Here is a 12723-nt window from a genome sequence, read left to right as displayed (position 1 = left end):
TTTCCTGCAAATCGAAAGGAGACTTAAAAATGAGTTCTTTATGGCAAACCGTATCTGAAAACGTAGTATTTGTATTGGAGTTTCTTGCACTGATCGTGGTGATGTTTCTGATCGCCTATGTCATTGAAAAAGCAGTCAAGAAAAAAAATAGCGACACAGAGCGTGTCCTTGCAACCAGAAAAATCGTCGTGATCGGCGTATTTTCCGCAATTGCAGCGATCCTGATGGTACTGGAGTTTCCGGTTCCCTTCGCGCCGTCCTTCTACGGACTGGATTTTTCCGAGCTTCCGGCGCTGATCGGTGCATTTGCATACGGACCGGTGGCGGGTGTCATGATCGAGTTTTGTAAAATTCTGATCAAGCTTGTGTTAAAGCCCTCTTCCACAGCGTTCGTCGGAGAGCTGGCAAACTTCTCGATCAGCTGCATGCTGGTGCTGCCTGCGTCCGTGATCTACCTGTTCAAAAAATCGAGAAAACAGGCGATTCTCGGCACCGTTGTGGGTACACTGATCATGACGGCGTTTGGCTCCTGCTTCAATGCCATTTATCTGCTTCCGAAATTTTCTGAGCTGTACGGAATCCCGCTGGATGCGATCATCGGAATGGGAACGGCGATCAACCCGGCGATCCACAGCATCAGCGGACTGGTGCTGATGTGTGTTGTACCGTTAAACCTCTTAAAAGGCGGACTGGTATCGCTGATCACTATTTTGGTTTACAAAAAGCTCAGCCCGATCTTAAAGGCAGCGCATAAACAATAGAATGCACGCTCTGCGAGCATTCTATTGTCAGGAATAAAAAATACCGATTACATGGCTGCAAAGCAGTTGTCGTAATCCACACAAATTTTCACCACGCACCGCAGAGGCGAATCCCTCTGCGGTTTTGTTTTCCAAAAAAAGTGCGCCCTGCCCTCCGGGTTCTGATTTCTTTGGAAAAATTTAAGAAAGATTTTATGAAAGATGGGGGATTTTTCGGAGGCATTCCTGTACAATGAACTACAATGTGTAAAACCTGTGGGTTGACAGAAAAACACAACCGTATTATTGTATTATATAAATAATACAGAAAGGGCAAATCAATGGCTGCACTTGTGGAAGTTAAGGATATCTGCAAGGTCTATAACCCCGGAGAGAACGAAGTCCGGGCGCTGGATCATGTGTCGGTATCCATTCAGGAAAAGGAATTTGTGGCGATTATCGGTCATTCCGGCTCGGGCAAATCGACGTTGATGAATATGCTCGGCTGCCTCGATGTGCCGACCAGCGGCTCCTATTTTTTACATGGAAAAGATGTGTCGCGCATGAGTGACGATGAACTGTCGGACGTCAGAAACCGGGAGATTGGTTTTATTTTTCAGGGCTTTAACCTGATCGCGAATCTGACGGCGCTGGAAAATGTAGAGCTGCCGCTCATTTACCGCGGCGTCGGCAAAAAAGAACGCCGGGAGCTGGCGGAAGCAGCGCTGGAAAAGGTCGGATTGGGACAGCGTATGTCGCATAAGCCATCGGAGATGTCCGGCGGACAGCAGCAGAGGGTTGCGATTGCGCGGGCAATTGCACAGGCGCCGCCGGTGATCCTGGCGGACGAACCCACCGGTAATCTGGATTCGGGTTCCACCAAAGAAATCATGAGCATTTTGAAACAGCTCCACCGCGAGGGACGAACCGTGATTTTGATCACCCATGATAACGATATCGCGGCGCAGGCAAGGCGGGTCATCCGTATCAAAGACGGAAAAATCGAGGCGGATTTCGAACAGCAGGTAGAAGATTGGTAACTGCTCAGTAGGTCTGCGCATTTACTGCGCTGACCGTAAGAAAACTTAGACCGGAAGGCAAAAATCCTATCGGCACAGCCGATTTGGAATGGATTTTTGCGCGTAACTGTGAGGGTACTGAACAGTTTCGAAGATTGGTAACTGCTCAGTAGGTCTGCGCATTTACTGCGCTGACCGTAAGAAAACTTAGACCGGAAGGCAAAAATCCTATCGGCACAGCCGATTTGGAATGGATTTTTGCGCGTAACTGTGAGGGTACTGAACAGTTTCGAAGATTGAAAATTAAATTTTTCAATCACGGGATTTGTGTCTGCGCGCACTTGACACAAACTCGACATGCGCAAAAAGCGTGCGCAGAAATGAGAGGAAAGACTGAAAATGAGCGATCAGATGGATAAAATGGAGAGCACGCAGGAAATCGGCACAGAACAGACTGCAAAGGAAAAACGTGCAGCAAAGAAAAAAGAGCGGGCAGTCAAAAAGGCGTCCGGAACCGGGAAAAAGCACCGCAAGGCATGGATTGCAGCGATTGTTACAGTAGCGGTCATTGGCGTAGGGCTGTATGTGAAAGCGAGCAGCAGCAAGGTGCTTCCGAGCGTTCTGTGTCAGGCGGCAGCTGTCGGGGATGTGGAGGAGACGCTTTCTGCAAGCGGCAAGGTGGGCAGTGCGGAAACGCAAACCTACTATGCGCCGGTCGGCACGATTGTGCAGGCACTCAATGTCAAAGAGGGCGACGCGGTACATAAGGGAGAGGTTTTGGTGACGTTCGACACAGCGGATCTGGAGCTGACGAAGAAAAAGGCGGACCTGGATGCGGAAGCAAGCGAGGGCAGCTATCAGAGCGCTATGCAGCAGAGCAACGAAAATCAGAATAAATATTCCGACGCGTCCATCGGTCTCGATGAATTAAAACAGATGAAGGAAGATCAGGAGCAGTATGTTCAGGGTCTGAAATACGAGCTGGAGGATGACAAGAACGCAAAGCGCAAGGATCTAAACGAATGGGACAAGAAGCTGATGCAGGAGCAGAACTATCAGAACCGGAAGCTTTCCGAGCAGCAGGCATACGGCGGCGATACGGAGTCCATCAGTGAAGTCATTGACAATATCAACAGTCAGCGTGCGGATGTGGCGAACCAGCTGAGCATGATCGACAGCGACGAAAAGATTCTGCAGAAGCAGCGTCTGATTGACGCTGAGCAGAAAAAGCTGGAGGATATGCAGGAGGAAATTCAGAAACGCGAGAGCAAAAAAGATTCCTCCGAGAACGGCATTTTAAACGGCTATGATAAAAAGAGCAAAGAGGCGAGCGTAGAAAGCGCAAGGTTGAATGCCGATCAGGCAGCCTCCGATCTGGAAAAGGCGCAGGAAGGCATTATTGCGGACTTTGACGGAATCATCAGCGGGATTAAGACTGCAGCCGGAAGCCGCGTGGAAAAGGGCAGCGAGCTGTTCACCATCCAGAGCAGCAGCGCGGTACAGGTAACGGTTGAACTGAGCAAATATGATCTGGAAAAGGTCAAAGAGGGACAGAGCGCGACGGTGACGGTCGCAGGCGTTTCCTATTCGGGAACGGTGAGCAGGATCAATCGCGTTGCCCAGAATAACGCCCAGAATACACCGGTCGTTTATGCGGATGTGACGATCGAAAATCCGGACGGCAATATTTTCCTCGGCATCGAAGGAAAGGCGGAGATCCTGACCGGTTCCGCAGAGGGCGTCGTGCTTGTCCCCTATGAGGCGGTCAACACGGATAAGGAGGGCGATTTCTGCTATCTGGTAAAAGACGGTGTGATTGTGCGGCAGAACGTTGTAACTGGGATTTCCAGCGATATGGATGTTGAAATCAAAGAAGGAATCAGCGAGGGGGATACTGTTGTGATTTCCTCGGATATGGATCTGATGGAAGGACTGCAGGTAAATCCTGTGATGCAGTAAGCAAAAGGAGAATATATGTCACAGGTTTGGGAATATATCAAAATTGCGCTGATGAATATCAGGAGCAATAAGGGACGGTCTGTTCTGACGATGCTGGGTATTATCATCGGTATTTCCTCTGTCATCATGATTATTTCGGTCGGAAACGGCATCAAGTCAGAGGTAAACGGCGAGTTAAACGATATGGCTGGCGGACAGGTCGCAATTTATACGGATATGCAGCAAAATCAGGAGGAACAGGTTTTCTTCAGTGAAGAAGATTTTGATGCAATTCAGGAAAAGGTGGCTCACGTAAAGAGTGTTACGCCGGTCTATAATGTATATGGTTCCACGAGTACCCGGAAGGGAAGCTTTGATATCATGCTCAGCTGCGGGACGGCTGGCTTGAAGGACTATAGCAAAGACCCGATCATCAAAGGACATTTCTTTACAGAAAATGATTATTATGGGGCAAAAAAGGTCTGCGTGATCCCGGAGAGCACGGCGAGGACGTTATTTGGCACGACGGATGTGGTCGGAATGACGCTGAATCTGGATATCGACGGTATTTCCCAGGAATTTGAAGTGATCGGTATCCGGCAGGATAGCAGCGCCGCATTGATCAATATGACGAGCGGAGGAATGCAGACCATGGAGATCCCGCTGTCGACGCTGGAAACCTTCGGCTATTATGTGAGCGATTTTTCAGACTTTTACATTATTGGGGAAAGCAATGAATATACCTCGAAGATCGCGAAGGACAGCGTGAGCCTTCTGGAAAAACGCCATAATGTGCGCGGAAAGGGAATTATTTTAGTGCAGAGCTTTAACGATGCGCTTGCCCAGGTCAACAGCGTATTGAATTACATCACGATTTTTGTTGTTTTGGTAGCGGCGATTTCTCTGCTGGTGGGCGGCATTGGCGTTATGAATATCATGCTCGTATCAGTTACGGAGCGGACGCGGGAAATCGGAATCCGTAAAGCGCTCGGTGCAAGAACCGGTTCTGTACTGTTGCAATTTTTGTCCGAATCTGCAATTATTACATTGTTGGGAGGATTGATCGGAATCTTGCTGGGCGTACTGGGCGCATTTGGCGTCTGCAGCCTGATCGGCTTTTCTGCAAAGGTGAAGCTGTCTACGGTATTGGGCGCGACGCTGTTTTCTTCAGCGGTTGGAATTTTCTTCGGAATCTATCCTGCAAAAAAGGCTGCAAAATTGAGTCCGATTGAAGCACTCCGGCATGAATAAACTGGCAGAAAGAGAGGGCAAAGATTTGTGTCTGCTCGCACTTGACACAAACTTGGCATGCGCAAAAAAACGTGCGCAGAAATGGGAGGGAAAATGGAACAGCTGCACACATTTGAAATTAAGGATCAGTTCTATCTGGACGGAAACCCGTTTCGGATTATTTCCGGCGGAATGCATTATTTCCGGGTACTTCCGGAATACTGGGAAGACCGCCTGTTAAAATTAAAGGCGCTGGGCTGCAATACCGTAGAGACGGTCGTACCGTGGAACCTGCACGAGCCGAAAAAGGGCGAGTTTGATTTTACCGGGGAAAAGCTTCACGGGCTGACAGACCTTGTAGGCTATGTAAAGCTTGCGCAGAAGCTCGGACTGTGGGTGATCCTGCGTCCGTCCCCGTATATCTGCGCGGAATGGGAGTTTGGCGGATTCCCGGCATGGCTGCTTGCAGACGGTGATATGGCGCTGAGGACGAGCGACGAGCGGTATCTGCGTCACGTCCGGGACTATTACAAGGTGCTGATGCCTTATCTTGCGCCGCTGCAGATCACACAGGGCGGACCTGTTTTGATGATGCAGGTGGAAAACGAATACGGTACCTTTGGAAATGACAAAAAATATATCAAGGCGCTGCGGGATATGATGCGCGAAGGCGGAATCGATGTGCCGCTGTTCCAGTCGGATGGCCCGGCCGATGATATTTTTCAGAATACAGCGGTGGAGGACCTGTTTCCGACGGCAAACTTTGGCAGCAGAGGGAAGATCGCATTTGACTGTCTGAAAAAATATAATCACGGCGGTCCCTGCATGTGCGCAGAGCTGTGGGTAGGGTGGTTTGATGCCTGGAGAAGCGGAAAGCATCATACAACGGATGCAGATCAGGCGGCAAAGGAACTTCGTGAGGTTTTAGAGGGCGGCAGTGTCAATCTGTATGTAGCGGAGGGCGGAACGAACTTCGGCTTCATGAACGGTTCTAACTATGGAGAGTTTTTGACACCGGATGTAACGTCCTACGATTATGATGCATTGCTGACAGAGGACGGTCAGATTACTGAAAAGTACAAAAAATGCAAGAAGGTGATCGCAGAGTTTGAGCCACAGCAGGAAGTAGAGCTCTTGCCACCGGTAAAGCGCAGCACATACGGAGAAGCGCCCGTTGTGGCAAAGACCGATCTGTTCCATGCCCTGCCGGATCTGGCGCAGCCGCAGGAGAGTGTAACGCCGCAGGCGATGGAACGGATGGGACAGAGTTACGGCTACATGCTGTATTCTGCTGTTCTGGAATCCAGCTTAGAGCTAAACAGCCTGAAATTATTCAAAGCGGCGGACCGCGCAATCGCGTTCATTGATAAACAGCGCGCGATGACAGCATACGACCGGGAGCTGGAGGTGCGTCATGAGGTAGGACCGTTCCATGGGAAAAATATGCACCTCGACATTCTGGTGGAGAACATGGGACGCGTCAACTACGGACCGTACTTAAACTGGCAGAGAAAAGGTATCGACGGCTGCGTTATGATTAACGACCGTTTTGCACAGCATAACTGGAAGCAGTATGCATTGCCCATGACGAACCTGGATCAGCTGAACTTTGAAGCCGGTTATGAAGAAGGACTTCCTGCCTTTTATCAGGTAGAATTTAACGTAGACGAGCCTGCAGATACGTTCCTGGATATGACAGGCTGGGGCAAGGGCTTCGTGGTTGTAAACGCCTTTAATCTCGGACGCTTCTGGGAAGAAGGTCCCCAGCGCCGTCTCTATCTGCCTGGCGCATTATTAAAGCCCGGCAAAAACGAGCTTTTGATTTTCGAAACAGAAGGGAAACACAAAGCTACAGTAATCCTGTGTGATACGCCGGATCTCGGAGACGAGTGATCCGGAAATCAAAAGCGTGATAGATAGTAAACGCTGCAGCAACAGGCATATGCATACCTTTTGAGAGGGCGGTTTTGCTTGACCGTCCTCTTTTTCTGTTGTAATCTGATAAAGGTAAGAAAGAGACGCAGGAGGAAGCGATGGAACTGGAATTTGACGTACATGTGGATGCGAATGCGTTATACGATTATATGCTCCGCCATACCTTTACAAAGGCTGCGGGGATTCTGGGAAGTACAGCAGGCGCGCTCGGCATTGTTGCGGGCATGATGCAGCGGTATCCGATTTATGTGATTTTCGGCGCGGTGGTTTTACTGTATCAGCCGGTGTCTTTATGGCTGCGTGCGCAGAAACAGGCGCTGCTTCCCGTTTTTAAGGAGCCTCTTCATTATAAGATGACCGAAGAGGGCGTGGAGGTTTCCCAGAAGGAGACGCAGCAGTTTCAGAAATGGGAAGATATGTACCGCGCGGTTTCCACAGGCAAAAGCCTGATTTTGTATACAGACAAAATTCATGCCAGCATTTTCCCGAGAAAGGATCTGGGCGAGAAACAGTCTGCGGTAATCGCGATGATTTCTTCCCATATGGAGCCTGGAAAGGTGCAGATCCGCTCTTAAAAGGCGGCAGAAAAGAGGTAGCGATGATCATCGAAAGTTTGTGTGCGGACGATACGTTCGTATTTGGAAAAAAGCTCGGTGAAGCTGCAGAACCGGGAACTGTCTACACGCTGGTAGGAGATCTTGGCGTTGGCAAAACCGTGCTGACACAGGGACTGGCAGAGGGGCTTGGCATCACAGAGGCAGTCAACAGCCCCACCTTTACGATTCTGCAGGTCTATGAGGAAGGACGCCTGCCGCTGTATCACTTTGACGTGTACCGCATCGGCGATGTGGAGGAAATGGACGAAATCGGCTATGAGGATTATTTTTACGGGGACGGTGTCTGCCTGATTGAGTGGGCGAACCTGATTGAAGAGATCCTTCCGGAAGAATATACCGAAATCCGAATTGAAAAAGACCTGGAAAAAGGCTTTGATTACCGAAAAATTACAGTGACGGAGGTGGAAGCATGAAGGTGCTTGGACTGGACAGCTCCGGCCTTGTGGCTGGGGTTGCATTGATACAGGATGATGTTTTGATTGCGGAATATACGACGAATTACAAAAAAACACATTCCCAGACGCTGCTTCCGATGCTGGATGAACTGCGCAGGATGGTGGATCTCGATTTAAAGAGCATTGACCTGATTGCGGTTGCGGCAGGTCCCGGCTCCTTTACAGGGCTGAGAATCGGCTCTGCGACGGCGAAGGGGCTCGGACTTGCACTGGATATTCCGCTGGCAGCAGTACCGACGGTGGATGCCCTCGCTTATAACCTGTACGGCTGTGAACAGCTGATCTGCCCGATGATGGATGCGCGCAGAGGACAGGTATATACTGGAATTTATACGTTTGTGAACGGTGAGATGCAGGTGATCCAGGAACAGTGCGCGATTTCTGTAGAAGAGCTTGTAGGCAGACTGAAAGAAGAATGCAAAAAATACGGCAAAAAAGTGGTTCTGCTGGGGGATGGTGTTCCGGTCTATCGGGAAAAAGTGCAGGAAATCCTGCAGGGGCAGTGTGAATTTGCACCTGCAAGCTGCAACAGACAGCGTGCGGCGTGTGTTGCTGTCTTAGGACAAAGCTTGGCGGCAGCAGGCAAAACGGTAAGCTCTGACGATTTTGCACCGGAATATCTGCGCATGTCCCAGGCAGAGCGCGAACGGATGGAAGCAGACGAGGCGCATCGTGAGCTGATGAAAGCCGGGATCACCAAATGAGTGTAAAAACGGACACGGAAAACAAAAAGGGCATGCTTGTGTTTGGACAGCTTCCGCAAACATCTGCGAAGGAAGCAGCAGAGCTGGAGGCGTCCTGTTTAAAGGAAGCGTGGAGCAAAAAAGCGTGGGAAGACGCGCTGGAAGATAAAAATGCGTGGTATGCGGGCGTGTGGCTGGATGGCAGGCTGGTCGGCTGCTGCGGACTGTGGCAGTCCTTTGAGGATGCGGACATCTGCAACGTTGCGGTGGATCAGACCCTCAGACGGCAGGGAATCGGTGAACAGCTGCTTCTTTTTTTGATGGAAAACGGAAAAAAACGGGGCGTGAAAAATTTCACGCTCGAAGTGCGCAGATCCAACGAGGCTGCAATTGGACTATATCATAAGCTTGGATTTCTGGACGAGGGCGTGCGTCCCAATTTTTATGATTCGCCGAAGGAAGATGCTTTGATTTTATGGAAAAAGCAGGAAACGCAGGGATAATTTACCGCTGTTTATTGTGCATAAGAAGCGCTACAATGAGCAGGAAAAGGAGGTTGCCATGCGGAAATGGAAACAGAATGAAGCTGTGCTGCAGTCTGTTATCTGCAACCGATGCGGAAAACCGCTGAAGGTAGAAAACGGAGTGCTGAAAGAAGGCTGCCTGCAGGTATGTCAGACCTTTGGCTATTTTAGCGCAATGGATGGAACACAAGTCAAATTTGACCTGTGCGAGACATGCTATCAGGAGTTAAAGAAAAGCTTTCTGATTGCACCGCAGGAAGAGGAAGCGACAGAGCTTCTCTGAATGAAAAACAGATATTTTATCATTTAGAAATGAGGAATAGAATGCTTGAAGTTTGTCTTTTGGGAACCGGAGGAATGATGCCGCTGCCATATCGGTGGCTGACGTCTCTGATGGTTCGTTATAATGGAAAAAGTATCCTGATCGACTGTGGAGAGGGTACACAGATTGCGATGAAAGAAAAAGGATGGAGCCCAAAGCCTATCGACGTGATCTGTTTTACTCATTTTCATGCAGATCATATCAGCGGGCTGCCTGGAATGCTTTTAACAATGGGAAATGCAGAACGGACAGAACCCTTGACGGTAATCGGTCCCAAAGGGCTTACCAGGACGGTGAATGCGCTCCGTGTGATTGCACCGGAGCTTCCGTTTGACATCAGATGTATTGAATTTGAAGAAAATGAACAGACCCTGTGTTTTGATGGGCTGAGAATAGAAGCTTTTCGGGTCAATCATAATGTTGTCTGCTATGGATACAGTCTTTCGATTGACCGTGCAGGCAAGTTCCAGCTGGATAAGGCGGAAGCGCTTGGAATTGAGCGACGCTACTGGAACAAGCTGCAGAAAGGCGAGACACTGGAGCTGGATGGGAAAATCTATACGCCGGATATGGTCATGGGAGAAGCCAGAAAGGGACTGAAGGTCACTTACTGTACGGATACCAGACCTACGGAAGGCATTGTAAAGCATGCGGCAGGTTCGGATCTTTTTATCTGCGAAGGCATGTACGGGGAGCCGGAAAAGAAAGATAAGGCAAAAGAACATAAGCACATGACGTTTCTGGAAGCTGCGGACATGGCGAAGCGTGCACAGGTGAAAAAGATGTGGCTTACCCATTACAGTCCGTCACTGGTGCATCCGGAGGAATTTATGGGCGGCGTGCGCAAAATATTTCCGGATTCCTTTGCGGCAAAGGACGGATGGACCCAGGATCTTGCATTTGAGGAAGAATGAGGCGTAAGGACATGACAGATACAAAAGAAAAAGATGTGCTCATACTGGCGATCGAAAGCTCCTGTGACGAAACGGCGGCGGCTGTCGTCAAAAACGGCAGGGAAGTGCTTTCCAACGTCATTTATTCGCAGATTGACCTGCATACGCTTTACGGCGGCGTAGTGCCGGAAATTGCGTCACGCAAGCATATTGAAAAGATAAATCAGGTTGTCCGTAAGGCGCTTGCGGACGCAAGCTGTACGCTGGACGATATTACAGCGGTCGCAGTGACCTACGGGCCGGGACTGGTCGGAGCGCTTTTAGTCGGTGTGGCGGAAGCAAAGGCAATTGCATTTGCTGCGAACAAGCCGCTTGTCGGTGTGCATCATATCGAGGGGCATATCAGCGCCAATTATATTGAAAATAAAGAACTGGAACCGCCATTTTTATGTCTCGTCGTATCGGGTGGACATTCCCATCTCGTCCGGGTAAAGGATTACGGGGAATATGAAATCCTCGGAAAAACAAGGGATGACGCAGCCGGAGAAGCCTTTGATAAAGTTGCGCGCGCAATCGGACTTGGATATCCTGGCGGGCCCAAAATCGATCGCGTATCAAACGAAGGCAATCCGGAGGCAATTATATTTCCGCGTGCCAAAATCGCAGATAACGTATATGATTTCAGCTTCAGCGGCTTAAAGTCTGCTGTTTTGAACTATTTAAACGGGTGCCAGATGAAAGGCATTGAAATCAATCAGGCTGACGTCGCCGCTTCCTTCCAGAAAGCGGTGGTGGACGTTTTGGTAGAACACTCGATGGATGCTGTAAAACGGTATCATGTGGACAAATTTGCCATTGCAGGAGGTGTTGCGTCAAACAGCCATCTGCGGGCGGCACTGGAGAGCGCGTGCAGCAAACAGGGCGTGAAGTTTTTCAGACCATCTCCGATTTTGTGCACGGATAATGCTGCAATGATCGGGGCGGCAGGATATTATGAGTATTTAAAGGGTGTCCGGCATGGCTGGGACTTAAACGCAGTGCCGAATCTGAAACTGGGAGAGAGAATCTGATGAAAAAAACATTCTGTACGGCAATCGTACTGGCGGCAGGCTCCGGAAAAAGGATGGGAACAAGGATTGCAAAGCAGTATCTTGAAATAGACGGGAAACCGCTTCTGTACTATACGCTCCTTGCTTTTGAACGTTCTCCGCAGATAGATAAGATCATACTGACTGTCGGCAGTGAAGAACAGATTTCCTATTGTCAGGAGACTATTTTGCGTCCCTATGGCTTTCAGAAGGTTGCTTCGGTGATCACAGGTGGAAAAGAACGCTATGATTCCGTCTGGAGGGGACTGCAGGCGGTAAAGGAAAACCTGCCAAAAGAAGCGGCAGAGGGAATTGTGTTTATTCACGACGGAGCAAGACCCATGGTATCGGAGGATATTCTGGAACGGTGTTTTCAGGATGCCCAAAAATATCATGCGTGTGTTGCCGCAGTGCCGGTAAAGGATACGATTAAAATTGCGGATGAAAACGGCTTTGCGGAAACGACACCCCGCAGGGATCGCGTATGGCAGGTGCAGACACCTCAAACATTTTCATTTGGGTTGATTTATGATGCTTATGCCCGGCTTGCAGAACAAAAAGATACTTTGGCGGAAAAAGGAATCCAAATTACGGATGACGCGATGGTGGTGGAGACATTTACAGATCATCCGGTGAAACTGACTGAGGGAAGCTACCGTAATCTGAAAGTGACAACACCGGATGATCTTCCGCTCGCAGAAAAATATCTGCACAGTTAAAGGATTTGGACATGTTTTTTCTAGGTCGGAAACCGGCTGTTTTCAACAAAAAATAGGCTTTTTACAAAAAAAGTAAAAAAAACGAAAAAGAGTGTTGACATTCCTGTAAAGCTCTGATAGAATACATCTTGCGCTGATGAAGCGCGGCAAGTTCAAAAGATGAGCCGAATGACCCGGAGAGGTATCGAAGCGGTCATAACGAGGCGGTCTTGAAAACCGTTTGTCCGAAAGGGCGCGTGGGTTCGAATCCCACCCTCTCCGTTAGATTCCAGCAAATAGTCTTGCGGAGCATGGCTGTGGATGGAATCCTCCAGATACAATCGTAAGATTGTCATATTGGTAAATGTGAATCAGCACATGGAGAAGTACCCAAGATGGCTGAAGGGACACCCCTGGAAAGGGTGCAGGTCGTTAATAGCGGCGCGAGGGTTCAAATCCCTCCTTCTCCGTTCGCTCAACTTGATTGAGCGATGAACTTTAAAAAAGTTCAAAAAGTTCTTGACAGACAGAACTGCTTATGATAAACTCAATAAGCTGTCTGAGCGACAGGAACGAAAGTT

The 12723-nt window shown here is 49.3% G+C and carries 13 protein-coding genes and 2 tRNA genes; all 15 read left to right on the top strand.

Going from position 1 to position 12723, the window contains the following annotated elements:
• The first annotated feature begins 29 nt into the window (after positions 1-29).
• Positions 30-761 (top strand): ECF transporter S component, encoded by a 732-nt coding sequence (locus ACLTOQ_RS12515; protein ID WP_337754852.1) that lies wholly within the window; start codon positions 30-32, stop codon positions 759-761.
• A gap of 320 nt (positions 762-1081) precedes the next feature.
• The gene (locus tag ACLTOQ_RS12510; protein WP_117961809.1) at positions 1082-1780 is read left to right on the top strand and encodes an ABC transporter ATP-binding protein; all 699 of its coding nucleotides are present in this window, start codon (positions 1082-1084) and stop codon (positions 1778-1780) included.
• Positions 1781-2158: 378 nt separating this feature from the next.
• Positions 2159-3718, top strand: a complete 1560-nt coding sequence (locus ACLTOQ_RS12505; protein WP_118763712.1) for an efflux RND transporter periplasmic adaptor subunit — start codon at positions 2159-2161, stop codon at positions 3716-3718.
• Between the two features lie 15 nt (positions 3719-3733).
• Complete coding sequence (locus ACLTOQ_RS12500; RefSeq protein WP_117961813.1) at positions 3734-4948, top strand: ABC transporter permease; 1215 nt, start codon at positions 3734-3736, stop codon at positions 4946-4948.
• Between the two features lie 93 nt (positions 4949-5041).
• Positions 5042-6820 carry a glycoside hydrolase family 35 protein gene (locus tag ACLTOQ_RS12495; RefSeq protein WP_412319575.1) on the top strand — a complete coding sequence of 593 codons (1779 nt, stop codon included), beginning with the start codon at positions 5042-5044 and terminating at the stop codon, positions 6818-6820.
• Between the two features lie 140 nt (positions 6821-6960).
• Positions 6961-7437, top strand: a complete 477-nt coding sequence (locus tag ACLTOQ_RS12490) for a YcxB family protein (RefSeq protein ID WP_021914239.1) — start codon at positions 6961-6963, stop codon at positions 7435-7437.
• Between the two features lie 23 nt (positions 7438-7460).
• Entirely contained in the window at positions 7461-7892 is a 432-nt protein-coding gene (gene tsaE, locus ACLTOQ_RS12485) for a tRNA (adenosine(37)-N6)-threonylcarbamoyltransferase complex ATPase subunit type 1 TsaE (RefSeq protein WP_412319574.1), read from the top strand.
• Complete coding sequence (gene tsaB, locus ACLTOQ_RS12480; RefSeq protein ID WP_412319573.1) at positions 7889-8638, top strand: tRNA (adenosine(37)-N6)-threonylcarbamoyltransferase complex dimerization subunit type 1 TsaB; 750 nt, start codon at positions 7889-7891, stop codon at positions 8636-8638. The genes tsaE and tsaB overlap by 4 nt, the downstream gene beginning before the upstream one ends.
• Complete coding sequence (gene rimI, locus ACLTOQ_RS12475; protein ID WP_412319572.1) at positions 8635-9120, top strand: ribosomal protein S18-alanine N-acetyltransferase; 486 nt, start codon at positions 8635-8637, stop codon at positions 9118-9120. Before tsaB ends, rimI begins: the two co-directional genes overlap by 4 nt.
• A gap of 58 nt (positions 9121-9178) precedes the next feature.
• A complete protein-coding gene (locus ACLTOQ_RS12470) occupies positions 9179-9424 on the top strand; it encodes a hypothetical protein (protein ID WP_117961835.1) in 246 nt (81 codons plus the stop codon).
• A gap of 41 nt (positions 9425-9465) precedes the next feature.
• Positions 9466-10377 carry a ribonuclease Z gene (locus ACLTOQ_RS12465; RefSeq protein ID WP_308728270.1) on the top strand — a complete coding sequence of 304 codons (912 nt, stop codon included), beginning with the start codon at positions 9466-9468 and terminating at the stop codon, positions 10375-10377.
• A gap of 11 nt (positions 10378-10388) precedes the next feature.
• Positions 10389-11426, top strand: a complete 1038-nt coding sequence (gene tsaD, locus ACLTOQ_RS12460; protein WP_337598617.1) for a tRNA (adenosine(37)-N6)-threonylcarbamoyltransferase complex transferase subunit TsaD — start codon at positions 10389-10391, stop codon at positions 11424-11426.
• A complete protein-coding gene (ispD, locus tag ACLTOQ_RS12455; protein ID WP_412319570.1) occupies positions 11426-12163 on the top strand; it encodes a 2-C-methyl-D-erythritol 4-phosphate cytidylyltransferase in 738 nt (245 codons plus the stop codon). The genes tsaD and ispD overlap by 1 nt, the downstream gene beginning before the upstream one ends.
• A gap of 175 nt (positions 12164-12338) precedes the next feature.
• Positions 12339-12424 (top strand) — tRNA-Ser (locus tag ACLTOQ_RS12450).
• A 98-nt stretch (positions 12425-12522) separates the two neighbouring features.
• Positions 12523-12612 (top strand) — tRNA-Ser (locus ACLTOQ_RS12445).
• Positions 12613-12723: the final 111 nt, after the last annotated feature.

The sequence above is a fragment of the Gallintestinimicrobium sp. genome (genome assembly GCF_046968865.1).
GTDB classification, from domain to species: Bacteria; Bacillota; Clostridia; order Lachnospirales; family Lachnospiraceae; genus Gallintestinimicrobium; species Gallintestinimicrobium propionicum.
The sequence above is the reverse complement of the archived record's forward strand: the minus strand, read 5'-3'. Positions and strand labels throughout refer to the sequence as shown.

Coding starts and splice junctions, on each gene's coding strand:
- ACLTOQ_RS12515 (WP_337754852.1), top strand. CDS start 30: ATGAGTTCTTTATGGCAAACCGTATCTGAAAACGTAGTATTTGTATTG.
- ACLTOQ_RS12510 (WP_117961809.1), top strand. CDS start 1,082: ATGGCTGCACTTGTGGAAGTTAAGGATATCTGCAAGGTCTATAACCCC.
- ACLTOQ_RS12505 (WP_118763712.1), top strand. CDS start 2,159: ATGAGCGATCAGATGGATAAAATGGAGAGCACGCAGGAAATCGGCACA.
- ACLTOQ_RS12500 (WP_117961813.1), top strand. CDS start 3,734: ATGTCACAGGTTTGGGAATATATCAAAATTGCGCTGATGAATATCAGG.
- ACLTOQ_RS12495 (WP_412319575.1), top strand. CDS start 5,042: ATGGAACAGCTGCACACATTTGAAATTAAGGATCAGTTCTATCTGGAC.
- ACLTOQ_RS12490 (WP_021914239.1), top strand. CDS start 6,961: ATGGAACTGGAATTTGACGTACATGTGGATGCGAATGCGTTATACGAT.
- tsaE (WP_412319574.1), top strand. CDS start 7,461: ATGATCATCGAAAGTTTGTGTGCGGACGATACGTTCGTATTTGGAAAA.
- tsaB (WP_412319573.1), top strand. CDS start 7,889: ATGAAGGTGCTTGGACTGGACAGCTCCGGCCTTGTGGCTGGGGTTGCA.
- rimI (WP_412319572.1), top strand. CDS start 8,635: ATGAGTGTAAAAACGGACACGGAAAACAAAAAGGGCATGCTTGTGTTT.
- ACLTOQ_RS12470 (WP_117961835.1), top strand. CDS start 9,179: ATGCGGAAATGGAAACAGAATGAAGCTGTGCTGCAGTCTGTTATCTGC.
- ACLTOQ_RS12465 (WP_308728270.1), top strand. CDS start 9,466: ATGCTTGAAGTTTGTCTTTTGGGAACCGGAGGAATGATGCCGCTGCCA.
- tsaD (WP_337598617.1), top strand. CDS start 10,389: ATGACAGATACAAAAGAAAAAGATGTGCTCATACTGGCGATCGAAAGC.
- ispD (WP_412319570.1), top strand. CDS start 11,426: ATGAAAAAAACATTCTGTACGGCAATCGTACTGGCGGCAGGCTCCGGA.